General features: G+C 69.1%; 23 protein-coding genes and 1 tRNA gene. 3 read left to right on the forward strand and 21 right to left on the reverse strand.

What is annotated here, in order from left to right:
• The 16 genes from rpsS to DFH01_RS22565 all read right to left on the reverse strand — a co-directional run bounded on the left by rpsS (position 1) and on the right by DFH01_RS22565 (position 17,888).
• Positions 1 to 279 (reverse strand): 30S ribosomal protein S19, encoded by a 279-nt coding sequence (gene rpsS / locus DFH01_RS22490; RefSeq protein ID WP_109872736.1) that lies wholly within the window; start codon positions 277 to 279, stop codon positions 1 to 3.
• A gap of 5 nt (positions 280 to 284) precedes the next feature.
• Positions 285 to 1,121, reverse strand: coding sequence for a 50S ribosomal protein L2 (rplB, locus tag DFH01_RS22495; protein ID WP_109872737.1), 837 nt, complete (start codon positions 1,119 to 1,121; stop codon positions 285 to 287).
• Positions 1,122 to 1,125: 4 nt separating this feature from the next.
• On the reverse strand, positions 1,126 to 1,455 hold the full coding sequence (locus tag DFH01_RS22500; RefSeq protein WP_109872738.1) for a 50S ribosomal protein L23: 330 nt from the start codon (positions 1,453 to 1,455) through the stop codon (positions 1,126 to 1,128).
• Positions 1,452 to 2,090, reverse strand: coding sequence for a 50S ribosomal protein L4 (rplD, locus tag DFH01_RS22505; RefSeq protein ID WP_109872739.1), 639 nt, complete (start codon positions 2,088 to 2,090; stop codon positions 1,452 to 1,454). Before rplD ends, DFH01_RS22500 begins: the two co-directional genes overlap by 4 nt.
• A gap of 6 nt (positions 2,091 to 2,096) precedes the next feature.
• Positions 2,097 to 2,789 carry a 50S ribosomal protein L3 gene (rplC, locus tag DFH01_RS22510; protein ID WP_199231350.1) on the reverse strand — a complete coding sequence of 231 codons (693 nt, stop codon included), beginning with the start codon at positions 2,787 to 2,789 and terminating at the stop codon, positions 2,097 to 2,099.
• A 22-nt stretch (positions 2,790 to 2,811) separates the two neighbouring features.
• Positions 2,812 to 3,120 (reverse strand): 30S ribosomal protein S10, encoded by a 309-nt coding sequence (gene rpsJ / locus DFH01_RS22515; RefSeq protein WP_109872741.1) that lies wholly within the window; start codon positions 3,118 to 3,120, stop codon positions 2,812 to 2,814.
• Positions 3,121 to 3,154: 34 nt separating this feature from the next.
• Positions 3,155 to 4,342, reverse strand: coding sequence for an elongation factor Tu (tuf, locus tag DFH01_RS22520; protein ID WP_109872742.1), 1,188 nt, complete (start codon positions 4,340 to 4,342; stop codon positions 3,155 to 3,157).
• 84 nt (positions 4,343 to 4,426) lie between these two features.
• The gene (rpsG, locus tag DFH01_RS22525) at positions 4,427 to 4,903 is read right to left on the reverse strand and encodes a 30S ribosomal protein S7 (RefSeq protein ID WP_109872743.1); all 477 of its coding nucleotides are present in this window, start codon (positions 4,901 to 4,903) and stop codon (positions 4,427 to 4,429) included.
• Between the two features lie 14 nt (positions 4,904 to 4,917).
• On the reverse strand, positions 4,918 to 5,289 hold the full coding sequence (gene rpsL, locus DFH01_RS22530) for a 30S ribosomal protein S12 (protein WP_109872744.1): 372 nt from the start codon (positions 5,287 to 5,289) through the stop codon (positions 4,918 to 4,920).
• A gap of 315 nt (positions 5,290 to 5,604) precedes the next feature.
• On the reverse strand, positions 5,605 to 9,798 hold the full coding sequence (gene rpoC / locus DFH01_RS22535; RefSeq protein WP_109872745.1) for a DNA-directed RNA polymerase subunit beta': 4,194 nt from the start codon (positions 9,796 to 9,798) through the stop codon (positions 5,605 to 5,607).
• Between the two features lie 100 nt (positions 9,799 to 9,898).
• Positions 9,899 to 14,086, reverse strand: a complete 4,188-nt coding sequence (gene rpoB / locus DFH01_RS22540; protein ID WP_109872746.1) for a DNA-directed RNA polymerase subunit beta — start codon at positions 14,084 to 14,086, stop codon at positions 9,899 to 9,901.
• 223 nt (positions 14,087 to 14,309) lie between these two features.
• Positions 14,310 to 14,690: a 50S ribosomal protein L7/L12 gene (rplL, locus tag DFH01_RS22545; protein ID WP_109872747.1), complete on the reverse strand. Its 381-nt coding sequence runs from the start codon at positions 14,688 to 14,690 to the stop codon at positions 14,310 to 14,312.
• Positions 14,691 to 14,770: 80 nt separating this feature from the next.
• On the reverse strand, positions 14,771 to 15,298 hold the full coding sequence (rplJ, locus tag DFH01_RS22550) for a 50S ribosomal protein L10 (RefSeq protein WP_109872748.1): 528 nt from the start codon (positions 15,296 to 15,298) through the stop codon (positions 14,771 to 14,773).
• A gap of 413 nt (positions 15,299 to 15,711) precedes the next feature.
• On the reverse strand, positions 15,712 to 16,416 hold the full coding sequence (gene rplA, locus DFH01_RS22555; protein WP_109872749.1) for a 50S ribosomal protein L1: 705 nt from the start codon (positions 16,414 to 16,416) through the stop codon (positions 15,712 to 15,714).
• A 4-nt stretch (positions 16,417 to 16,420) separates the two neighbouring features.
• A complete protein-coding gene (gene rplK, locus DFH01_RS22560; RefSeq protein WP_109872750.1) occupies positions 16,421 to 16,855 on the reverse strand; it encodes a 50S ribosomal protein L11 in 435 nt (144 codons plus the stop codon).
• Positions 16,856 to 16,976: 121 nt separating this feature from the next.
• Entirely contained in the window at positions 16,977 to 17,888 is a 912-nt protein-coding gene (locus tag DFH01_RS22565; protein ID WP_109872751.1) for a LysR substrate-binding domain-containing protein, read from the reverse strand.
• A gap of 88 nt (positions 17,889 to 17,976) precedes the next feature.
• Between DFH01_RS22565 and DFH01_RS22570 the strand changes: the two genes are divergently transcribed.
• Positions 17,977 to 18,708 carry a sulfite exporter TauE/SafE family protein gene (locus DFH01_RS22570; protein WP_199231351.1) on the forward strand — a complete coding sequence of 244 codons (732 nt, stop codon included), beginning with the start codon at positions 17,977 to 17,979 and terminating at the stop codon, positions 18,706 to 18,708.
• Positions 18,709 to 18,729: 21 nt separating this feature from the next.
• Entirely contained in the window at positions 18,730 to 18,939 is a 210-nt protein-coding gene (locus tag DFH01_RS22575) for a hypothetical protein (RefSeq protein ID WP_109872753.1), read from the forward strand.
• Positions 18,940 to 18,951: 12 nt separating this feature from the next.
• Here DFH01_RS22575 and DFH01_RS22580 read toward each other — a convergent pair whose 3' ends face one another.
• The 5 genes from DFH01_RS22580 to DFH01_RS22600 all read right to left on the reverse strand — a co-directional run bounded on the left by DFH01_RS22580 (position 18,952) and on the right by DFH01_RS22600 (position 20,842).
• Positions 18,952 to 19,320, reverse strand: coding sequence for a DUF2062 domain-containing protein (locus DFH01_RS22580; protein ID WP_233256234.1), 369 nt, complete (start codon positions 19,318 to 19,320; stop codon positions 18,952 to 18,954).
• Positions 19,321 to 19,400: 80 nt separating this feature from the next.
• The gene (nusG, locus tag DFH01_RS22585; protein ID WP_109872755.1) at positions 19,401 to 19,937 is read right to left on the reverse strand and encodes a transcription termination/antitermination protein NusG; all 537 of its coding nucleotides are present in this window, start codon (positions 19,935 to 19,937) and stop codon (positions 19,401 to 19,403) included.
• A gap of 7 nt (positions 19,938 to 19,944) precedes the next feature.
• Complete coding sequence (gene secE, locus DFH01_RS22590; protein WP_109872756.1) at positions 19,945 to 20,139, reverse strand: preprotein translocase subunit SecE; 195 nt, start codon at positions 20,137 to 20,139, stop codon at positions 19,945 to 19,947.
• 69 nt (positions 20,140 to 20,208) lie between these two features.
• Positions 20,209 to 20,285 (reverse strand) — tRNA-Trp (locus tag DFH01_RS22595).
• Between the two features lie 131 nt (positions 20,286 to 20,416).
• The gene (locus DFH01_RS22600) at positions 20,417 to 20,842 is read right to left on the reverse strand and encodes an RDD family protein (RefSeq protein WP_109872757.1); all 426 of its coding nucleotides are present in this window, start codon (positions 20,840 to 20,842) and stop codon (positions 20,417 to 20,419) included.
• 102 nt (positions 20,843 to 20,944) lie between these two features.
• On the opposite strand from DFH01_RS22600, the gene DFH01_RS22605 reads away from it, so the two are divergent.
• Positions 20,945 to 22,294 (forward strand): RraA family protein, encoded by a 1,350-nt coding sequence (locus DFH01_RS22605; protein ID WP_109872758.1) that lies wholly within the window; start codon positions 20,945 to 20,947, stop codon positions 22,292 to 22,294.
• Positions 22,295 to 22,296 lie beyond the last annotated feature (2 nt).

Consider the following 22,296-nt stretch of genomic DNA (forward strand, 5'->3'; position numbering starts at 1 on the left):
TCAGCCCCGCTTCGCCTTCTTGTCGGCGGAGTGGCCGTTGAAGGTGCGCGTCGGCGAGAACTCGCCGAACTTGTGGCCGACCATGTTCTCCGTCACCTGCACCGGGATGAACTTCTTCCCGTTGTAGACGCCGAAGGTCAGGCCGACGAACTGCGGCAGGATCGTGCTGCGGCGCGACCAGATCTTGATGATCTCGTTGCGGCCGGAAGCGCGGGAGACCTCCGCCTTGTTGAGCAGGTAGCCGTCGACGAACGGCCCCTTCCATACGCTGCGCGCCATCGCGATCAGCCCTTCGTCGCGTTGCGGCGCCGGACAATGAGCCGGTCGGTCCGCTTGTTGTTGCGCGTCTTCGCACCCTTGGTCGGCTTGCCCCAGGGCGTCACCGGATGGCGACCACCGGAGGTGCGGCCCTCACCACCACCATGCGGGTGGTCGATCGGGTTCATGGCGACGCCGCGGTTGTGCGGGCGGAAGCCCATCCACCGCTTGCGGCCGGCCTTGCCGATCTGCTGGTTCATGTTGTCGGAGTTGGACACCGCGCCGACCGCCGCCATGCACTCGGCGCGCACCGTGCGGAGCTCGCCCGACATCAGCTTGATCTGCGCGTAGCCCGCATCCTTGCCGACCAGCTGCGCGAAGGTGCCGGCCGAACGCGCGACCTTGGCGCCGGCGCCGGGCTTCAGCTCGATCGCGTGGATGATCGTGCCGACCGGGATGTTGGCCAGCGGCATCGCGTTGCCCGGCTTGATGTCCGCGCCCTTCGAGCCATTCACCACCGTGTCGCCCGCCTTCAGGCGCTGCGGCGCGATGATGTAGGCGAGCTCGCCGTCCTGATACTTGATCAGGGCGATGAACGCCGTGCGGTTCGGGTCGTACTCCAGCCGCTCGACCGTCGCGGGGACGTCGAACTTCCGGCGCTTGAAGTCCACCAGGCGGTAGGACTTCTTGTGTCCGCCGCCGCGGAAGCGGACGGTGGTGCGGCCGTGGTTGTTGCGCCCGCCCGAGGAGGTCTTGCCGACCGTGAGCTGCTTGACCGGCTTGCCCTTCCACAGCTCGGAGCGGTCGATCAGGACCGTCCCGCGCAGCGAAGGCGTGACCGGGTTGAAGTTCTTCAGTGCCATGACGTCACGCGAGCCCCGTCGTCAGGTCGATGGTCTGACCGGCCTGCAGCCGCACCACCGCCTTCTTCCAGTCGGACCGCCGGCCTTCGCGCCCGCGGAACCGCTTGGTCTTGCCCTTCATGACCACGGTGTTCACCGCCTCGACCTTCACCGAGAACAGCTTCTCCACCGCCGCCTTGATCTCCGGCTTCGTCGCATCCAGCGCGACGCGGAAGGTCACCTGGCTGAACTCGTTCAGCCGGGTCGCCTTCTCGGTCACGACCGGAGAGACGATCACCTGGTACATGCGCTCGGCGCTGAGCTGCACGCCCGTCTTCGCAACCGCCTCGCTCATGCCGAGGCCTCCCCGTTCAAGCGCTTCTCCAGCGCGGCGACGCCGGCGCGGGTCACCGCGAGGACGTCGTGCTGGAGGATGTCGTAGACATTCGCGCCGCCGGTCGGCAGCACGCTGACCTTCGGCAGGTTGCGCGTGGCGCGGGCGAAGCCGGCATCCACCGCCGCATCCACCACCAGCGCGCTGGACCAGCCGAGCGCCTTGAGCTGCTTCGCCACCGCTGCGGTCTTCGCCTCCGCGCCGGGCGCCGCCGCGTCGAGCACGACCAGCTTGCCCTCGGCCGCCTTGGCCGAGAGGGCATGGATCAGGCCGAGGCGACGGACCTTCTTGTTCAGGCTGTATTCGTGGCTGCGCACGACCGGGCCGTGCACGACGCCGCCGGTGCGGAACTGCGGTGCGCGCAGCGAGCCCTGGCGGGCGTTGCCGGTGCCCTTCTGGCGATAGGGCTTCTTGGTGGTCCCGGAGACCTCGCCCATGCCCTTCGCCTTGTGCGTGCCGGCGCGGCGCTTGGCGAGCTGCCAGTGGACCACGCGCGCGAGGATGTCGGCGCGCGGCTCGGCGCCGAACAGCGCCTCCGGCAGCTCGATCTCGCCCGCCGGCGCGTTGTCCAGCGTGATGACGGGAACGGTCGGCATGATCGCTTACCCCTGCGCCACGACAGCCGCGGGGAAGGGCGCATCGGCCGGGCGCGCGCGCTTCACCGCGTCGCGCACCAGCACGTAGCCGCCCTTCGGGCCCGGGATGGCGCCCTTGATCAGCAGCAGGCCCTTCTCCGCATCGTGCCCGGCGACCACCAGGTTCTGGGTGGTCACGCGCTCGACGCCGAGATGGCCGGCCATCTTCTTGTTCTTGAAGGTCTTGCCCGGATCCTGGCGGTTGCCGGTGGAGCCGAGCGAGCGGTGGCTGATCGAGACGCCGTGCGACGCCTCGAGGCCCGCGAAGTTCCAGCGCTTCATGCCGCCGGCGAAGCCCTTGCCGACCGTCACGCCGGTGACGTCCACCTTCTGGCCCTTCACGAAATGCTCGACCGAGAGCTTCGTGCCGGGCGCCACCAGCCCTTCGGCCGGCACGCGGAACTCCGCGAGCCTGCGCGGCGCCTCGACGCCGGCCTTCGCGAAGTGCCCCTTCTGCGGCTTGGACACGTTCTTCGGCTTGGCATTGCCGATGCCGAGCTGCACGGCCGAATAGCCGTCCTTCTCCGCCGTGCGGTTCGCCACAACGCGCACATCGTCGAGATGCAGCACGGTGACGGGCACGGTGGAGCCGTCGTCGTTGAACAGCCGGGTCATCCCCAGCTTGCGGGCGATAAGCCCCGTTCGGCCGTTGGTGGCCATGATGCGAACCCCTTCGCCCGCGTCAGATCTTGATCTCGACGTCCACGCCGGCGGCCAGGTCGAGCTTCATCAGCGCGTCCACGGTCTGCGGAGTGGGGTCGACGATGTCCAGCAGGCGGCGATGCGTGCGGATCTCGAACTGCTCGCGCGACTTCTTGTCGACATGCGGCGAGCGGTTGACGGTGAAGCGCTCGACCTGCGTCGGCAGCGGGATGGGCCCGCGCACCCGCGCGCCCGTCCGCTTGGCCGTGTTCACGATCTCCCGCGTGCTGCCGTCGAGCACGCGGTGATCGAACGCCTTGAGGCGGATGCGGATGTTCTGGCTGTCCATGATCGTCGGACCCGTATTCCCTGCGACCGCCGCCTTACTTCACGATCTTGGCGACGACGCCGGCGCCGACGGTGCGGCCGCCTTCGCGGATCGCGAAGCGCAGGCCCTCATCCATGGCGATCGGCGCGATCAGCTCGACATCCATCGTCACGTTGTCGCCCGGCATCACCATCTCCGTCCCCTCCGGCAGCTTCACCACGCCGGTGACATCGGTGGTCCGGAAGTAGAACTGCGGACGGTAGTTCGTGAAGAACGGCGTGTGGCGGCCGCCTTCCTCCTTCGTCAGGATGTAGGCCTCGGCCAGGAAGTTCGTGTGCGGCGTGATCGAGCCCGGCGCGGCCAGAACCTGCCCGCGCTCCACATCCTCGCGCTTCGTGCCGCGCAGCAGCGCGCCGATGTTGTCGCCCGCCTCGCCGCTGTCCAGCAGCTTGCGGAACATCTCGACGCCCGTGACCGTCGTCTTCACCGTCGCCTTCAGGCCGACGATCTCGACTTCCTCGCCCACCTTGATGATCCCGCGCTCCACGCGGCCCGTCACCACCGTGCCGCGGCCCGAGATCGAGAACACGTCCTCGATCGGCATCAGGAAGGGGCGGTCCTTCGGACGCTCCGGCTGCGGGATGTAGGCGTCCACCGCCTCCATCAGCTTCAGGATCGCCTGCTCGCCGATCTCCGGCTGCTTGTCCTCCAGCGCGCACAGCGCCGAGCCCTTGATCACCGGGATGTCGTCGCCCGGGAACTGGTAGGAGGACAGCAGCTCGCGCACCTCCATCTCCACCAGCTCGACCAGGTCGGGGTCCGCCATGTCCATCTTGTTCAGGAACACCACCAGCGCCGGAACGCCCACCTGGCGCGCCAGCAGGATGTGCTCGCGCGTCTGCGGCATCGGGCCGTCGGCGGCCGACACCACCAGGATCGCGCCGTCCATCTGCGCCGCGCCCGTGATCATGTTCTTCACGTAGTCGGCGTGGCCAGGGCAATCCACGTGGGCGTAGTGGCGGTTCGTCGTCTCGTATTCGACATGCGCCGTCGAGATCGTGATGCCGCGCGCCTTCTCCTCCGGCGCCTTGTCGATCTGGTCATACGCCGTGAAGGTCGCGCCGCCGGTCTTCGCCAGAACCTTGGTGATCGCCGCCGTCAGCGACGTCTTCCCATGGTCCACGTGACCGATCGTCCCGATGTTGCAGTGCGGCTTGTTCCGCTCGAATTTCGCCTTGGCCATTGTCGTGCTTCCCGATCGATCCGTGCTTTACGAGCGCCACGCCTCAGCGCGGCATCACCAACGCCCCCGCGCGCAAGCGCGGAGTTACCAACGATAGTGGCTGAAGGCCTTGTTGGCCTCGGCCATGCGATGCGTGTCCTCGCGCTTCTTGACGGCCGTGCCGCGGTTGTTGGCCGCGTCCATCAGCTCCGCCGAGAGGCGCTCTTCCATCGTGTTCTCGCCGCGCTTGCGCGCGGCCTCGATCAGCCAGCGGATCGCCAGCGCCTGGCGGCGCTCCGGACGGACCTCGACGGGCACCTGGTAGGTGGCGCCGCCGACGCGGCGCGACCGCACCTCGATCGCCGGCTTCACATTCTCCATCGCCTCGTGGAAGAGGCGGAGCGGGTCGGCATTCGCGCCGCCCTTGCGCTTCAGCGTGTCCATCGCCCCGTAGACGATGTTCTCCGCGACGGACTTCTTCCCGTCGTACATCAGCACGTTCATGAAGCGGCTGAGCACGATGTCCCCGAACTTCGGATCCGGCAGGACCTCGCGCTTCTCGGCGCGGTGACGGCGCGACATTGATCCCGTCTCCCTTACTTCGGCCGCTTCGCGCCGTAGAGCGAGCGCCGCTTGCGCCGCTTCGGCAGGCCCTGCGTGTCGAGCACGCCGCGCAGGATGTGGTAGCGCACGCCCGGAAGGTCCTTCACGCGGCCGCCGCGGATCAGCACCACGGAGTGCTCCTGCAGGTTATGGCCCTCGCCGGGGATGTAGCTGACGACCTCGTAGCCATTCGTCAGGCGCACCTTGGCGACCTTGCGCAGCGCGGAGTTCGGCTTCTTCGGCGTGGTCGTGTAGACGCGCGTGCAGACGCCGCGCTTCTGCGGGCAGCCCTGCAGGGCCGGCACCTTGTTCCGCTTCGGGTTCGGCTCACGCCCCTGGGCGATGAGCTGGTTGATCGTCGGCATGACGCCCCTTCGAAGTCCTTGCGGCCCGCCAAGCACATGCACCCGCTGGGGCGCGCAGATGCGCGATCCCGACGGGCACTTGTCCCACCCCCGGCCTCAGCCCCCTGTCGAGGGCGGCGCCGGCGGCGCTGCGCTGTTGGACCAAAAACAGCCCAGCCGAGTGGAGCGCCTTCGCGGCGCCACCCCCGGCCGAGGGACGGCTGATTAGCCCTCGGTCCCCCGGGAGTCAAGCGAAGGTGACGGCCCGGAAAGCGAAAGGCCGGCCCCTTTGCAGGGAACCGGCCTTCGCGTTGCGCAGGGCTGCTATGCGGCGGGTTATTCCGCCGCTCGCGCCGGCCCCGGGAGCGGCGCCGGGGCGGCCGGCGCCGGCTGCGGGATGCGGCCGCGGTCGCGCTGCGCGGCGAGCGCGCGCAGGCGGTTCATCACCGAGCCCGTGCCCGCCGGGATCAGGCGCCCGACGATCACGTTCTCCTTCAGGCCGGCCAGCGTATCCACCTTGCCCGCCGTGGCGGCCTCGGTCAGCACGCGTGTCGTCTCCTGGAAGGAGGCGGCGGAGATGAAGCTGGTGGTCTGCAGCGAGGCCTTGGTGATGCCCTGCAGCACCGGCTCGGCCCGGGCGGGCCGCTCCTTCGCGGCGATGCGCTTCTCGTTCTCGATGTCGAACTCGATGCGCTCCACCGTCTCGCCCACCAGGAAGGTGGTGTCGCCCGGATCGACGATCTCCACCTTCTGCAGCATCTGCCGGACGATGACCTCGATGTGCTTGTCGTTGATCTTCACGCCCTGCAGTCGATAGACGTCCTGGATTTCGTTCACGAGGTAGTTCGCGAGAGCCTCGACGCCCAGCACGCGCAGGATGTCGTGCGGCACGCGCGGGCCGTCCACCAGCGGGTCGCCGGCCTTCACGTAGTCGCCTTCCTGCACCGAGACGTGCTTGCCCTTCGGCACCAGGTATTCGCGCGGGGTTGGCGGCTCGTCGCTGCCTTCCGGCGCATCCGGCACCACCAGGATGCGGCGCTTGGCCTTGTAGTCCTTGCCGAACTCCACGCGCCCGTCGATGTCGGCGATGATCGCCGCATCCTTCGGACGGCGCGCCTCGAACAGCTCGGCCACGCGCGGCAGACCGCCGGTGATGTCGCGCGTCTTGGAGGATTCGCGCGGCATGCGGGCGATGACGTCGCCGGCGAAGACCTCCTTGCCGTTTTCCACCGAGAGCAGCGAGCCCGGCGGCAGGAAGGTGATGGCCTCGCTGCCGTTGTCGCGCTTCACCACGTTGCCGCGCTCGTCCCGCAGGATCAGGCGCGGGCGCAGGTCGGCACCGCGGCCGGCCGTCTTGTACTCGACCACCTCCTTGAAGGAGAGGCCGGTCACTTCGTCCGTCCGCTCCATCAGGGTGAAGCTGTCGATCAGGTCGGCGAACTCCACCTTGCCGTTCTTCTCGGTGATGATCGGCAGGGTGAAGGGGTCCCATTCGGCCAGCTTCTGGCCGCGGGTGACCGCCGCACCTTCCTCGACCAGCAGCCGCGCGCCATAGGGCACGCGCAGACGCCCGCGCTCGCGCCCGTTGGCGTCATAGACCACCGCCTCGCAGTTGCGGCTCATGACGATAGGCGCGCCGGAGCTGTTCGTGACGACCTGGCGGTTCAGGAACTTCGCCGTGCCGTCCGTCATCGCCTCGACCGCGGACTGCTCCGCGCCGCGCTGCGCGGCGCCGCCAATGTGGAAGGTGCGCATCGTCAGCTGCGTGCCGGGCTCGCCGATGGACTGCGCGGCGATCACGCCGACCGCCTCACCGACATTCACCGGCGTGCCGCGCGCGAGGTCGCGGCCGTAGCAGTGGCCGCAGACGCCCACGCGCGAGTCGCAGGTCAGCACGGAGCGGATCTTCACACCCTCCACGCCGGCCTTCTCGATGCGCTCGGCCTCGCTCTCCTCGACCAGCGTGTTGCGCGGGACGATCACCTCGCCCGTCGCCGGATCGAGCACGTCCTCCTGCACGAAGCGGCCAAGGATGCGCTCGGAGAGGGAGGAGACGACCTCGCCGCCATCCATCACCGCGCGCACGGTGATGCCGCGCTCGGTGCCGCAATCATCCTCGACGATGATGCAGTCCTGCGCGACGTCGACCAGGCGGCGCGTGAGGTAGCCGCTGTTCGCCGTCTTCAGCGCGGTGTCGGCCAGGCCCTTGCGGGCGCCATGGGTGGAGTTGAAGTACTCCAGCACGGTCAGGCCTTCCTTGAAGTTCGAGATGATCGGCTGCTCGATGATCTCGCCCGAGGGCTTGGCCATCAGGCCGCGCATGCCGGCAAGCTGGCGCATCTGCGCGGGCGAGCCGCGCGCACCGGAGTGCGACATCATCCAGACGGAGTTGGCGGGCTTGCCGATCTCCTGCTTCTGGATCTCCTTCATCATCGCCTGCGCCACTTCCTCGGTGCAGCGCGACCAGGCGTCCACCACCTTGTTGTAGCGCTCGCCCGCGGTGATCAGGCCGTCGAGATACTGCTGCTCGAACTCCTTCACCTGCTCCTTCGTCGCGGAGATCAGCGATCCCTTGCTGTCCGGGATCACCATGTCGTCCTTGCCGAAGGAGATGCCGGCCTTCGCAGCGTTGCGGAAGCCGAGGCCCATCAGGCGGTCGGCGAAGATCACCGATTCCTTCTGGCCGCAGTGGCGGTACACCGCGTCGATGACGTCGGAGATGTTCTTCTTCGTCAGCAGCCGGTTCAGCAGGCTGAAGGGCAGGTTCTGGTGCAGCGGCAGCAGGGCGCCCATCATCATCCGGCCCGCGGTGGTGACCACGCGCTCGGTGACGACGTTGCCGTCGCGGTCCATCGCCTTGCGGCGCGCGCGGATCTTGCTGTGCAGCCGGATCGAGCCGTTGGCCAGCGCCTGCTCGATCTCGCCCATCGTGGCGAAGGCCGGGGCGTCGTTCTCCTCGGTCGCCTTGAACTCCGGCGTCTCGAGCGAGAGGTAGTAGAGGCCGAGCACGATGTCCTGGCTGGGCACGATGATCGGCTTGCCGTTCGCCGGGCTGAGGATGTTGTTGGTGGACATCATCAGCACGCGCGCCTCGAGCTGCGCTTCCAGGCTGAGCGGCACGTGCACCGCCATCTGGTCGCCGTCGAAGTCCGCGTTGAAGGCGGTGCAGACCAGCGGGTGCAGCTGGATCGCCTTGCCTTCCACCAGCACCGGCTCGAAGGCCTGGATGCCGAGGCGGTGCAGCGTCGGCGCGCGGTTGAGCAGGACGGGGTGCTCGCGGATCACCTCCTCGAGGATGTCCCACACCTCCGGCCGCTCCTTCTCCACCATCCGCTTCGCGGCCTTGATGGTGGTGGCGTGGCCGTACTTCTCGAGCTTCGAGTAGATGAAGGGCTTGAACAGCTCGAGCGCCATCTTCTTCGGCAGGCCGCACTGATGGAGCTTCAGCTCCGGCCCGACGACGATCACCGAACGGCCCGAATAGTCCACGCGCTTCCCGAGCAGGTTCTGCCGGAAGCGGCCCTGCTTGCCCTTCAGCATGTCGCTGAGCGACTTCAGCGGGCGCTTGTTGGCGCCCGTGATCGCGCGGCCGCGGCGGCCGTTGTCGAACAGCGCGTCAACCGCCTCCTGCAGCATGCGCTTCTCGTTGCGCACGATGATGTCGGGCGCGCGCAGCTCGATCAGGCGCTTCAGCCGGTTGTTCCGGTTGATCACGCGGCGATAGAGGTCGTTCAGGTCCGACGTCGCGAAGCGGCCGCCATCGAGCGGCACCAGCGGGCGCAGCTCGGGCGGGATCACGGGGACGACGTCGAGGATCATCCATTCGGGGCGCGCGCCGCTCTCGGCGAAGCTCTCGAGCAGCTTGAGCCGCTTCACGAGCTTCTTGCGCTTCGCCTCGGAGGTCGTCTCCTTCAGCTCGCCGCGCAGCTTCGGCGCTTCCTTGTTGATGTCGATCGCGGCGAGCATCTGCTTCACCGCCTCCGCGCCGATGCCGACGCTGAAGGCATCGTCGCCGAACTCGTCCTGCTTCGACTGCAGCTGGTCCTCGGTAAGGAGCTGGTGCAGCTTCAGGTCCGTCAGGCCCGGCTCCAGCACCACGTAGCTCTCGAAGTAGAGGACCTTCTCAAGCTCCTTCAGCGACATGTCGACCATCAGGCCGACGCGCGAGGGCAGCGACTTCATGAACCAGATGTGGGCGACCGGGGAGGCCAGCTCGATATGGCCCATGCGCTCGCGGCGCACCTTGGCCAGGGTGACCTCGACGCCGCACTTCTCGCAGATGATGCCGCGGAACTTCATCCGCTTGTACTTGCCGCACAGGCACTCGTAGTCCTTGATCGGGCCGAAGATGCGGGCGCAGAACAGGCCGTCCCGCTCCGGCTTGAAGGTGCGGTAGTTGATCGTCTCGGGCTTCTTGATCTCGCCATAGGACCAGGACCGGATCGTCTCCGGCGAGGCGATCGAGATCTTGATCTGGTCGAAGGTCATCGCCTGGCCGGTCTGGCCGAGGATCTTCATCAGTTCGTTCATGCCGTCGTCTCCGTCCGGCCGGCGCGCGCTGGGCGGGCGCGCGCCGTGCAAATGGGGAGCCGCGCGGCGTCAACGCCGCGCGGAAAGCGGAACCGCCGCGTCAGGCGGGGCGGTTCTCGAGATCCACGTTGAGGCCGAGCGACTTCAGCTCCTTCACCAGCACGTTGAAGGATTCCGGCACGCCGGCCTCGAAGTTGTCCTGGTCGCGCACGATCGCCTCGTAGACCTTGGTGCGGCCCGAGACGTCGTCCGACTTCACCGTCAGCATCTCCTGCAGGGTGTAGGCGGCGCCGTAGGCTTCCAGCGCCCAGACCTCCATCTCGCCGAAGCGCTGGCCGCCGAACTGCGCCTTGCCGCCCAGCGGCTGCTGGGTGACGAGCGAGTAGGGGCCGATGGAGCGGGCGTGGATCTTGTCGTCCACCAGGTGGTGCAGCTTCAGCATGTAGATGTAGCCCACCGTCACGCGGCGTTCGAACTTCTCGCCGGTGCGGCCATCGTGCAGCCAGACCTGCCCGGAGCGGTCGAGCCCGGCCTTCTCCAGCATGCCCTCGATGTCGGCCATGCGCGCGCCGTCGAAGACGGGCGTCGCGATCGGGATGCCCTTCTTCACGTTCTCGCAGAGCTCGATCAGCTGGTCGTCGTCCAGCGGATCGACGTCGCGCGCGACGATCTCCTCGCCATAGGCCTCGACGAGCTTCGCGCGAAGCTCCTCGCGCATCGCGCCGCCGCGGCGGTACTCCTCGACCATCTCGCCGATCTGCTTGCCCATGTTGGCGCACGCCCAGCCGAGATGCGTCTCGAGGATCTGGCCGACATTCATGCGCGACGGCACGCCGAGCGGGTTCAGCACGAGGTCCACGCTGGTCCCGTCTTCCAGGAACGGCATGTCCTCCACCGGCACGACGCGGCTGACCACGCCCTTGTTGCCGTGGCGGCCGGCCATCTTGTCGCCGGGCTGCAGCTTGCGCTTCACCGCGACGAAGACCTTGACCATCTTCATCACGCCGGGCGGCAGCTCGTCGCCACGCTGCAGCTTCTCGACCTTGCTCTCGAAGCGCTTCTGCAGCTTCTCGACCGCGGCGTCGAACTCGCGCTTCAGCGCCTCGATGTCGGCCATCGCCGCGTCGTCCTGCACGCCGATCTGGCGCCAGGTGGCCTTGGCGAACTCGTCGAGCACCGGATCGGTGATCTCCGTCCCCGCCTTGATGCCCTTGAAGCCGCCGGCGGCCTTCTTGCCGAGCAGGCGCTCGCGGAGGCGGCTGTAGAAGCTGCGCTCCTGGATGGCCTTCTCGTCGTCGCGGTCCTTGGCCAGGCGCTCGATCTCCGCGCGCTCGATCGCCATGGCGCGCTCGTCCTTGTCCACGCCGCGGCGGGAGAAGACGCGCACATCCACGATGGTGCCCGCGACGCCGGGCGGCAGGCGCAGCGAGGTGTCGCGGACATCCGACGCCTTCTCGCCGAAGATCGCGCGGAGCAGCTTTTCTTCCGGCGTCATCGGCGATTCACCCTTCGGGGTCACCTTGCCCACGAGGATGTCGCCCGGCTGCACCTCGGCGCCGATGTAGACGATGCCCGCCTCGTCGAGGTTGCGCAGCGCTTCCTCGCCGACATTCGGGATGTCGCGGGTGATTTCCTCCTGGCCGAGCTTGGTGTCGCGGGCCATCACCTCGAATTCCTCGATGTGGATCGAGGTGAAGACGTCATCCTTCGCGATGCGCTCGCTGATCAGGATGCTGTCCTCGAAGTTGTAGCCGTTCCACGGCATGAAGGCGCAGAGCACGTTGCGGCCGAGCGCGAGCTCGCCCAGCTCCGTGGACGGGCCGTCGGCGATGATGTCGCCGGCCTTCACGCGGTCGCCCACCTTCACCAGCGGGCGCTGGTTGATGCAGGTGGACTGGTTGGAGCGCTGGAACTTGCGCAGGCGGTAGATGTCGACGCCGCGGGTCGTGCCGTCATCGCCCGTCGCGCGCACCACGATGCGCGCGCCGTCGATGCTGTCGATCACGCCGTCGCGGCGCGCGACGATGGTGGCACCCGAATCGCGCGCGACCGCGCCTTCCATGCCGGTGCCGACCAGCGGCGCATCGGCGCGGATCAGCGGCACCGCCTGGCGCTGCATGTTGGAGCCCATCAGCGCGCGGTTCGCGTCGTCGTTCTCGAGGAACGGGATCAGCGCCGCGGCGACGGAGACGAGCTGCTTCGGCGAGACGTCGATCGCCGTGACTTCCTCGGGCTTCACCAGGCGGAAGTCGCCGCCGTCGCGCACGCTGACGAGCTCCGACTTGAAGTTGCCCTCGGCGTCCAGTTCGGCATCGGCCTGCGCGACCACCAGGCGCTCTTCCTCCATGGCGGAGAGGTAGCGCGGGTCGCCGGTAACCTTGCCTTCACGCACCAGGCGGTACGGCGTCTCGATGAAGCCGTACTTGTTCACCTTGGCGAAGGTGGCGAGGCTGTTGATCAGGCCGATGTTCGGGCCTTCCGGCGTCTCGATCGGGCAGATGCGGCCGTAATGCGTCGGGTGCACGTCGCGCACCTCGAAGCCGGCACGTTCACGCGTGAGGCCGCCCGGACCGAGCGCCGAGAGGCGGCGCTTGTGCGTCACCTCGGAGAGCGGGTTGGTCTGGTCCATGAACTGGCTGAGCTGCGAGGAGCCGAAGAACTCGCGCACGGCCGCCGCGGCCGGCTTCGCGTTGATCAGGTCGTGCGGCATCACGCTGTCGATGTCGACGGCGCCCATGCGCTCCTTGATCGCGCGCTCCATGCGCAGCAGGCCGACGCGGTACTGGTTCTCCATCAGCTCGCCGACCGAGCGCACCCGGCGGTTGCCCAGGTTGTCGATGTCGTCGATGGAGCCGACGCCGTCCTTCAGCTGCAGCAGGACGCGCAGCGTCGAGACGATGTCCTCCTTGCGGAGGGTGCGGATGTGGTCCGGCACCTCCTCGGTGGAGAAGCCGAGGCGCATGTTCATCTTCACGCGGCCGACGGCCGAGAGGTCGTAGCGCTCGCTGTCGAAGAACAGGCCGCGGAACAGGTTCTCCGCGGTGTCGGCGGTCGGCGGCTCGCCCGGGCGCATCACCCGGTAGATGTCCATCAGCGCCTCTTCGCGGTTGGAGTTCTTGTCCACCGCGAGCGTGTTGCGCATCCAGGGGCCGGTCGCCTGGTCGATGGCGAGCGTCGGCAGGCGGTCGAGGCCGGCTTCCTCGATCGCGGTCAGCTTCGCCTCGGTCAGCTCCTCGCCGGCCTCGGCCCAGATCTCGCCGCTCTGGTAGTCCACCAGGTCCTCGGCGACGAAGCGGCCGAGCAGGTCGACGCGACCGGCCAGCACTTCGGTGGTGCCGCCCTCGGCGATCTTGCGCGCGGCGCGGGCGGTCATCTTGGCCTCCTTCTCGGCCACGACCTGCCCGGTCTTCGCATCCACCAGCGCTTCCGCCAGCTTCACGTTGCGGAAGGCCTCGGGGTCGAAGGGGCGCGACCAGCCCTTGGGGCCGCGGGTGAAGACGACCTGGCCGTAGAAGGCGTTCAGGATCTCCTCGGAGTCCATGCCGCGGATCTCGTGCGGCTCGAGCGCGGGCAGGCCCTCATTGGCCCGGCGCTTGCGCTCGCCCTCGGTCCACACGCTGTCGAGCGCATAGAGCAGCGTGGTGGCCGGCAGCTTCCGCTTGCGGTCGATGCGGACGTAGCAGATGTCCTTGGCGTCGAACTCGAAGTCGAGCCAGGAGCCGCGATAGGGGATGACGCGCGCGGCAAAGAGGTACTTGCCGGACGAGTGCGTCTTGCCCTTGTCGTGGTCGAAGAAGACGCCGGGCGAGCGGTGCATCTGGGAGACGATGACGCGCTCGGTGCCGTTGATGATGAAGGTGCCGTTGTCCGTCATGAGCGGCATGTCGCCCATGTAGACATCCTGCTCCTTGATGTCGCGGACGGACCGGCTGCCGGTGTCCTCGTCGACGTCCCAGACGATCAGGCGCAGGCGCACCTTGAGGGGGGCGGCGAAGGTCAGGCCGCGCTGGATGCACTCCTCGACGTCGTATTTCGGCTCTTCCAGCTCGTACTGGACGAATTCCAGCCGGCCGCGGCCGCCGAAATCGTCGATCGGGAAGACGGACTTGAAGACCTCCTGGAGGCCGGCGTGCAGCCGCGCATCCGGGTCAACGCCCATCTGCAGGAACGCTTCGTAGGAAGCGCGCTGCACATCGATGAGGTTGGGCATCGGGGCCACTTCGGGCAGCCGCCCGAAGGACTTCCGAATGCGCTTGCGCCCGGTGAACGACCTCGTGATAGCGTTCATGCCTGTCCCGCTTCCCTCGCCCACCGGCCCCGCACCGGGCCGGATGGCTGCTTCTGGCAATCAGACCGGCGCCGCCGAGGCGGAGCCGGAAAAACGCAGGCGCGGGCGGGATTCCGCCTTCGGAATCCCGCCCGTTCCCAACCCTTGAACCCGGCCCGGGTCGCCCCGGGCCACCTTGGCACGCCCACCCCGCCACCGAGGGCGGGGCGGCCGCGCCGGCCGATCAGGTGATCTCGACCGTGGCGCCGTTCTCTTCCAGCACCTTCTTGATCTTCGCCGCCTCGTCCTTGTTCACGCCTTCCTTGACGGTCTTCGGCGCGCCCTCGACGAGGTCCTTGGCCTCCTTCAGGCCGAGGCCGGTGATCGTCCGGATCTCCTTGATCACGTTGATCTTCTTGTCGCCGCCATTCTTCAGGATGACGGTGAACTCCGTCTTCTCCTCGGCGGCGGGGGCAGCGGCGGCAGCCGCGGCCGGCGCGGCGGCCACGGCGACCGGCGCCGCGGCGGACACGCCCCACTTCTCCTCGAGCATCTTCGAGAGCTCGGCAGCTTCCAGAACCGTCAGGCTGGAGAGCTCGTCAACCAGCTTCGCAAGATCGGCCATGTTCGTGTATCCTCTGATCTAGTGGCTTGGCTTGAAGTTTGCAACACCCGAGGGGTGCCCCTCCGGCGGGCAGGTCTTGGTCAGGCGGCTTCCGCCGTCTCGTCCTTCTTGGCATAGGCCGAGAACACCCGCGCGAGCTGGCTGCCGGGGGCCTGCAGCACGCCGGCGATCCGCGTCGCCGGGGTCTGGATCAGGCCGAGCAGCTGCGCACGCAGCGTCTCGAGCGAGGGCAGCTCGGCCAGGGCCTTCACGCCATCGGCGCTCAGCTGCTGGGTTCCGAGAGCCCCGCCCAGGATCACGAACTTGTCGTTGGTCCTGGCGAACTCCACGGCCGTCTTCGCCACCGCCACCGGATCCGTCGACCACGCGAGCGCGGTCGGACCCTTCAGCAGGGGCTGGATGGCCTGGAACTTCGTGCCATCGAGGGCGAGCGAGGCCAGCCGGTTCTTCGCGACCTTGTAGCTCGCGCCGGCCGCCCGCATGCGGTTGCGCAGCACCGTCGCGTCGGCCACCGTCAGCCCCTTGTTCTGGCTGACGAGGACGAACGAGGTATCCGCGAACACCGCCTGCAGCGCCGACACGAAGGCGCGCTTTTCCGTACGGTCCACGTCCCGTCTCCTATAGTTTGCCTCCGCGATTCACGCCTGCGGTGCTCGGGGCCTGACGGCCCCTGCGCCCTTCGGCGATCGCGTCGGGGCTCCACCTTCTGGAAGGGCGGAAGCCGCTCACCCGCCACGGAAATCCGTGACGGCACTCGCCTGTTGGAAGGGACCGTCAAGCCAAGCCGATCAGGGACTTGCGCCCCTGGCGACCAGAAACTTCTCGGCACCCCATCTATCCCCTGCGGGCCTTCCGGCCGCTTCAAGGCCATCCCGCAGGATGGTCACAGGAGGTCTCCGACAGGTTCGGGCGGGGGCCGAGGCCCCTGCCCTGCCCGGCGGCCGAAGCCGCCGAATCTCGGGGATGGGTGGCGCTTGCCCCCACCCCTACCCTCCCCCGCAAGCGGGGGAGGGAGATGGCCTCAGGCCTGCGCGCCGCTCAGCGTCGCCAGGTCCACCTTCACGCCCGGGCCCATGGAGGAGCTGAGGGACACCTTCTTCACATAGGTGCCCTTGGCGCCGGTCGGGCGGGCCTTCTGGATCGCGTCGATGAAGGCGCGGGCGTTCTCGAGCAGCTTGTCCTCGCCGAAGGAGGCCTTGCCGATGCCGGCATGCACGATGCCCGCCTTCTCGGCCCGGAACTCCACCTGGCCGGCCTTCGCCGCGGTGACCGCGCCCTTCACGTCCATCGTGACCGTGCCGAGCTTCGGGTTCGGCATCAGGCCGCGCGGGCCGAGCACCTTACCGAGGCGTCCGACCAGGCCCATCATGTCCGGCGTCGCGATGCAGCGCTCGAACTCGATCTTGCCTTCCTGCACTAGGGCGGCGAGGTCGTCCGCACCCACCACGTCGGCGCCGGCGGCCTTGGCTTCCTCGGCCTTGGCGCCGCGGGCGAAGACGCCCACGCGCACCGTCTTGCCGGTGCCGGCCGGCAGGCCGACCACGCCGCGGACCATCTGGTCGGCGTGGCGCGGGTCAATGCCGAGGTTCATCGCGATCTCGACCGTCTCGTCGAACTTCGCCTTGGCGTTCGACTTGACCATCTTGATGGCCTCCTCGAGGCCGTAGCTCTTCTCGCGGTCGAAGGCACCGTTCAGGGCCTTGAGGCGCTTGCCGATCTTCGCCATGGCGTCAGCCCTCCACCACCGTCATGCCCATGGAGCGGGCGGAGCCGGCGAGCATGCGCACCGCGCTCTCGACGTCGGTGCAGTTCATGTCCTTCATCTTCACCGCGGCGATCTCGCGCAGCTGCGACTTGGTCACGCGCCCGACCGTGCCGCCCTTGCCCGGGGTCTGGCTGCCCTTCTCGATCTTGGCGGCCTTCATCAGGAAGTAGGTGTTGGGCGGGGTCTTGGTGATGAAGGAGAAGGTGCGGTCCGCATAGGCGGTGATGACGACGGGCGTGGGGGTGCCCGGCTCCATCTGCTGCGTCGCCGCGTTGAATTCCTTGACGAACTGCATGATGTTCAGGCCGCGCTGGCCGAGCGCGGGACCCACCGGCGGCGAGGGATTCGCCTTGCCGGCCGGGATCTGCAGCTTGATGTAGCCGACGATCTTCTTTGCCACGTGTCAGTCCTCTGGGTTCCAGAGGCCCGCGGTCCTGGCGATGCCCGCACCGGCATCTCCCGCGTTCCCCGAAAAGCGCCGAACGGCCCAGGGAAGGCCCCGGGCCGCGGCGAGCGCGGGCCTATAGAGCCGGCGCGGGCGGATGTCCAGTGCCGGGCGGGCCCGCGGCCGCCGCCCGGAGGATCCAGCGGCGGAAGGCGGCGAAGGTGGGGTCGGTCGCGGCCTCCGGCCGATGGACCAGGTACCAGCCCATGCCCTTCGGCACCGTGACGGCGAAGGGCGCGACGAGGCGGCCGGCGGCGATGTCGTCGTCCACATAGGGGCGGATGCCCATCGCGACACCCATTCCGTCGGCCGCCGCCTGCAGCGCCTGGCCGTAGAACTCGAAGACCGGGCCGGCGGCGGCGAGGCCGGGGACGCCCGCCGCCTCGGCCCAGCGCGGCCAGTCCTGCGGCGCATGGGCGACGCGCAGCAGCGTCGCCGCGGCCAGGTCGGCGGGCGTGGCGAGGCGGACGGCGAGCGCCGGGGCGGCGACGGGCATCAGGTCGGCGGAGACCAGCCGGTCCGCGGCGAAGCCGGGCCAGTCGCCGGCGCCGAGGCGGATGTTGCAGCTCCAGCCCTCGGCGAAGGGCACGGCGGCGCCGCCGGTGGCGATACGCACCTCGATGCCCGGCTCGGCGCGGGTGAAGGCGGCGAGGCGCGGGATCAGCCAGCGGATCGCGAAGGTGGGGCCGACGCCGACGGTCAGCACCGGCGCCGCCGGCCGCGCCACGACCTCGGCGGTGAGGCGCGCGAGGCCGTCCAGCAGCGGCGTGAGGCCGGCGCGATAGGCGGCGCCGGCGGGGGTGGCGGTGAGGCGGTTGGCGTGGCGCTCGAACAGCGCGACGCCAAGCCGATCCTCCAGCAGCCGCACGAGGCGGCTGATGGCCGCGGGGGTGACGCTCAGCTCCTCGGCCGCGGCGACGAAGGAGCCGTGACGGGCGGCGGCCTCGAAGGCGCGGATGCCGTTCAGGGGCGGCAGGCGGCGGGCCATGAGCCTCAGGAAAGCTGATGCTGACCCTCAGCTAAAGCCGTTTGCAGGTGCTACGCAAGCGGCGCATCAGGGGCAGGAAATGTCCCCCATGCTCATCGCCGCCGTGCTGCTGACCGCCCTCGGGACCTCGGTGCTCTCGGGCATCTTCGGCATGGCGGGCGGGCTCGTGCTGATCGGCGTGCTGCTGGTGCTGCTGCCGGTGCCGCAGGCCATGGCGCTGCATGCGGTGACGCAGATCGCCTCCAACGGGTGGCGCGCCCTGCTGTGGCGGCGGCACATATGCTGGCGGCCGGTGTTGGCGATCTCGGCCGGCGGCCTGGTTGCGCTCGGCGGCTGGTCGCTGGTGCTGCTGGTGCCGGATCGCGGGGTGGCGCTGCTGATGCTGGGCGCGAGCCCCTTCCTGGTGCGCGCCCTGCCCGCGCGCTGGCAGCCCGACCCGCTGCGCCCGGCGCATGGCGTGGCGACCGGCGCGGCGGGGATGTCGCTGATGGTGATGACGGGCGTCTCCGGCCCGCTGCTGGATCGCGTGTTTCTCGGCAGGCGGCTGGACCGGCGGGAGATCGTGGCGACCAAGGCGGCGGTGCAGGCGCTGAGCCATACGCTGAAGCTGGTCTATTTCGGCGCGCTGGTGACGAATCCCGGCAGCGTGGCCCCCTGGCTGGCGGCCGGGGCGGTGCTGGCCGCGATGCTCGGCACCATGCTTGCGAAGCGCGTGCTGGAAGCGATGACGGATGCGCAGTATCGCCGCTGGGCGGACCGCATCATCGCCGCGATCGGATGCTTCTATATCGGCCAGGGCACCTGGCTGCTGCTGGCCTGAACCCGGAGGAGGCACGCGAGAATGTCGGAAACGCTTCGCCCGCTGATCCTGGACCTCGTCGCCCATGTGGCGGAGCGGCCGCGACCCTATGCCGAGGTGCTGGACGCCTGGCGCACCTCCTGCCCGCGGCTGACCGTGTGGGAGGATGCGGTGGATGCCGGGCTGGTCGTGCTGCGGGACGGGATGGTCAGCGCCAGCGAGGCCGGAAGGCGGGCGCTGGCCGGGCGTTGAGGGCCGGGGCGCTCAGGGACCGTCCCGCCCGGCCCCGCGCAGCGCGGCGCGCACCAGCAGGAAGGCGAGCGGCCCCGCGGCCAGGCCCAGCAGGACGCCGCCCGCCAAGGTCTCCTCGGCGATCGGCAGCGCATCGCTCACCCAGGCCGGCAGCCAGTCCTCGCGCGGGGCGGGCGGCGTCGGCAGCACGCGGCTGCCGATGGTGTAGGAGAGCGGCAGGATCACGGCGTGGGTGGCCGGGTTGCCGAGCAGCAGGCACATCGCGACCGCGGCCGCCTTGGTCCCGCGCAGCGGCACGGCGCAGGCCACAGCCAGCAGCAGATGCGCGCCGAAGACCGGGATCATGGCGGCGAAGGCGCCGGCGGCGGCACCGCGCGCCACCCGCGCGGGTCCGCCCGGGCTGCCGAGAAGAGCGGCCCAGGCGGTGGCGATCTCGCCGCGCAGCCGGGCCGCAAGGCGCCTCAGAGCTTCTCGACCTGCCCGTACTCCAGCTCGACCGGGGTGGAGCGGCCGAAGATGCTGACGGAAACCTTCACGCGGCCGCGCTCCTCGTCCACCTCCTCGACCGTGCCGTTGAAGCTGGTGAAGGGGCCGTCGGCCACGCGGACCTGCTCGCCAACCTCATAGACGATGGCCGGACGCTTCGGCTTGTCGGCCTGGTCGGTCATCTGCTTCAGCATCCGCTGGGCCTCGGCCTCGCGGATCGGGGTGGGGCGGTTCTTCTCGCCGAGGAAGCCGGTAACCTTCGGCGTGTTCTTCACCAGGTGCCAGGCGTCGTCGGTCATCTCCATCTTCACCAGCACGTAGCCGGGGAAGAACTTGCGCTCCTGGTTGGTCTTCTGGCCGCGGCGGACCTCCACGACCTCCTCGGCGGGAACGAGGATCTCCTCGAACTTGTCGGCCAGGCCCTTCTGGGCGGCCTGCTCACGGATCTGCTGCGAGATCTTCTTCTCGAAGCCCGAATAGACGTGCACCACGTACCACTTCTTGTCGGCCATCACGCCCTCACCCGATCCCGAAGAGCAGGCGCATGACGCCGGCGATGATCCAGTCAACCAGCATGAAGAACAGGGCGGCGAGCGCCGAGAGCCCGAGCACGAGGCCGGTGGTCACCAGCGTCTCCTTGCGGGTCGGCCAGGTGACGCGCGACACCTCCTGCCGCACCTCGCGCACGAAGCCTACCGGATCGAACCTGGCCAAGCTGGCCCCCTTCTTCCCTGCATGCGCCGCGAAGCCGATCCCGGCCGCACGAAAAATCGCGCGGCCGCATGGCAGGGGCGGAGGGTCTCGAACCCCCAACCTCCGGTTTTGGAGACCGGCGCTCTAGCCAATTGAGCTACGCCCCTAGCCTGCGATCCGCCGGGATGCCTTGCGGGCAGTCTTCCGGCGTGCCGCGCATGGGCCGCGCGAGCGCGGACACATAGCGGGCGGCCCGGCGGGTGACAAGCCGAGGCAGGCGCCCGCCGCGACCGGCCGCTCAGCGCCGGGGATCGCGGATGACGAGGGTGCCGGCCATCTTGTCGTGCCAGCCCTGCCGGCGCTGGTCCCAGATCGCCCAGAGATAGCCGAGGCCGAGCGGCAGGGCGGAGACCAGGTAGCCGATGTAGCGCAGCACGAATCGCCCGAAGGTCGGCACGCCGCCCGTTTCCGCATCCACGATGCGCAGGCCCAGCACCATCTTGCCGGGCGTGCCCTGGCGCTCCACCCAGAAGCTCAGCACGACGAGGGCGCCGATCAGGTTCGCCATCATCTCGCCGCCGAGCGACATCTGCCCGCCATTCACGATGGCCGCGACGGTGCCGAGCACGAAGGACAGCGGCAGCAGCCAGAACAGGTCGATGACCTGCGCCAGCAGCCGCGAGCCGAGACCCGCCAGCTCCACCTGTCCCTGCCTGTCGGACATCGTCCCGCCTTCACCCGATCCGGCGCGGTAACGCCACAGCAACCGCGTCCTGTCCAGACGCTTCGGCGCCCGTCGCAACCGCCGCCCGATCCGGCTATGCAGATGGGCCGTTCGCGGCCCGCCCGAAAGGACCCAGCCTTGCGCGTCGTCGGATTTGTGCCTGCCAAGGGATCGAGCGACCGCATCCCGTCGAAGAACATGCGCATCCTGGACGGCGAGTTCCTGTTCCGCCGCAAGCTGCGCCAGATGCTTGAAAGCGGCGTCTTCGACGAGGTGTGGCTCGACACCGAATCGGACGAGATCGCAGCGCTGGCCGCCGACCTGCCGGTGAAGCTGCTGCGCCGCGACCCGGCGCTCGCCTCCAACGCCACGGACGGGCACGAGCTCTTCGCCAATGCGTGCCGCGCGGCGCCGGGGGGCGACCTTTACGTGCAGGCGCTCTGCACCGCGCCCTTCGTCGGGCCAGAGACCTTCCGCCGCGCGGTCGCCGCGCTGCGGGAGGCGCCGCAGGCCGACAGCCTGGTCGCGGTGACGACCGAGAAGCACTACGCCTGGGCCGGCGGCGACCCGGCCTATGGGCGCGGGCGCATCCCGAACAGCGTGGACCTGCCGGCGCAGACGATCGAGGCGATGAGCCTCTACATGATGCGCGCGACGGCGGCGGACTTCCCGGGCAGGCGCTTCGGCCGCGCGCCGCTGCTGTTCGAGCTGACCACGCGGGAACGGCTCGACATCAACTGGCAGGATGATCTCGACCTCGCGGAGACGATCTGCGCCGGGGAGCGGCAGCGGGAGGTGATGCTGTTCCGCGCGCTGCGCCCGCATCTCAGCGCCTCCGTCTTCTCGGACCTGACGAAGGAGATGGGGCTCTCCTGCACGCTGCCGGCGGCGATCCGGCCGCTGGCGGGGCGGCGCATCCTGGGGCGGGCGAAGACGCTGAAGCTGGTGGCGCTGCCGCCGGGTGCCACGCGGGAGAGCGGGGAGTGGAAGGGCATCTACGACGCGCTGAAATCCTACGCCTTCCTGCGTGCGGGCGACGTGATCGTGGTCTCCACCGCGGTGCCGGAGCGCGCCTATTTCGGTGAGCTGAACGCACATCTGGCGATGCGCGCCGGCGCGGTCGGCGTGGTGGTGGACGGCTACACCCGCGACATCGAGGCGGTGGCGCCGCTCGACCTGCCGGTCTTCGCCCGCGGTGCCTCGGCCAACGACATCAAATACGAGGGCACGACGGGCGCGATGAACACCGCGGTCTCGATTGGCGAGGTGACGCTGCGCAACAACGACGTGGTCTTCGCCGATGCCGACGGCGTGGTGGCGATCCCGCGCGAGCGCTGGGACGAGGTGTTGCGGCTCAGCCTGGATGCCATCGTCAACGAATCGCGGGTGCGGCTGAACGCGGCGCTGGGGCGGCCGGTGGACGAGCTGCTCGAGAAGTTCGGGTATTTCTGAGG

The sequence above is a fragment of the Falsiroseomonas bella genome (genome assembly GCF_003173615.1).
Lineage (GTDB): Bacteria > Pseudomonadota > Alphaproteobacteria > Acetobacterales > Acetobacteraceae > Falsiroseomonas > Falsiroseomonas bella.

Excerpts from the sequence above, each read along its gene's own strand:
- rpsS (WP_109872736.1), bottom strand. The coding sequence starts at position 279 with ATGGCGCGCAGCGTATGGAAGGGGCCGTTCGTCGACGGCTACCTGCTC.
- rplB (WP_109872737.1), bottom strand. The coding sequence starts at position 1,121 with ATGGCACTGAAGAACTTCAACCCGGTCACGCCTTCGCTGCGCGGGACG.
- DFH01_RS22500 (WP_109872738.1), bottom strand. The coding sequence starts at position 1,455 with ATGAGCGAGGCGGTTGCGAAGACGGGCGTGCAGCTCAGCGCCGAGCGC.
- rplD (WP_109872739.1), bottom strand. The coding sequence starts at position 2,090 with ATGCCGACCGTTCCCGTCATCACGCTGGACAACGCGCCGGCGGGCGAG.
- rplC (WP_199231350.1), bottom strand. The coding sequence starts at position 2,789 with ATGGCCACCAACGGCCGAACGGGGCTTATCGCCCGCAAGCTGGGGATG.
- rpsJ (WP_109872741.1), bottom strand. The coding sequence starts at position 3,120 with ATGGACAGCCAGAACATCCGCATCCGCCTCAAGGCGTTCGATCACCGC.
- tuf (WP_109872742.1), bottom strand. The coding sequence starts at position 4,342 with ATGGCCAAGGCGAAATTCGAGCGGAACAAGCCGCACTGCAACATCGGG.
- rpsG (WP_109872743.1), bottom strand. The coding sequence starts at position 4,903 with ATGTCGCGCCGTCACCGCGCCGAGAAGCGCGAGGTCCTGCCGGATCCG.
- rpsL (WP_109872744.1), bottom strand. The coding sequence starts at position 5,289 with ATGCCGACGATCAACCAGCTCATCGCCCAGGGGCGTGAGCCGAACCCG.
- rpoC (WP_109872745.1), bottom strand. The coding sequence starts at position 9,798 with ATGAACGAACTGATGAAGATCCTCGGCCAGACCGGCCAGGCGATGACC.
- rpoB (WP_109872746.1), bottom strand. The coding sequence starts at position 14,086 with ATGAACGCTATCACGAGGTCGTTCACCGGGCGCAAGCGCATTCGGAAG.
- rplL (WP_109872747.1), bottom strand. The coding sequence starts at position 14,690 with ATGGCCGATCTTGCGAAGCTGGTTGACGAGCTCTCCAGCCTGACGGTT.
- rplA (WP_109872749.1), bottom strand. The coding sequence starts at position 16,416 with ATGGCGAAGATCGGCAAGCGCCTCAAGGCCCTGAACGGTGCCTTCGAC.
- DFH01_RS22565 (WP_109872751.1), bottom strand. The coding sequence starts at position 17,888 with ATGGCCCGCCGCCTGCCGCCCCTGAACGGCATCCGCGCCTTCGAGGCC.
- DFH01_RS22570 (WP_199231351.1), top strand. The coding sequence starts at position 17,977 with ATGCTCATCGCCGCCGTGCTGCTGACCGCCCTCGGGACCTCGGTGCTC.
- DFH01_RS22575 (WP_109872753.1), top strand. The coding sequence starts at position 18,730 with ATGTCGGAAACGCTTCGCCCGCTGATCCTGGACCTCGTCGCCCATGTG.
- nusG (WP_109872755.1), bottom strand. The coding sequence starts at position 19,937 with ATGGCCGACAAGAAGTGGTACGTGGTGCACGTCTATTCGGGCTTCGAG.
- DFH01_RS22600 (WP_109872757.1), bottom strand. The coding sequence starts at position 20,842 with ATGTCCGACAGGCAGGGACAGGTGGAGCTGGCGGGTCTCGGCTCGCGG.
- DFH01_RS22605 (WP_109872758.1), top strand. The coding sequence starts at position 20,945 with ATGGGCCGTTCGCGGCCCGCCCGAAAGGACCCAGCCTTGCGCGTCGTC.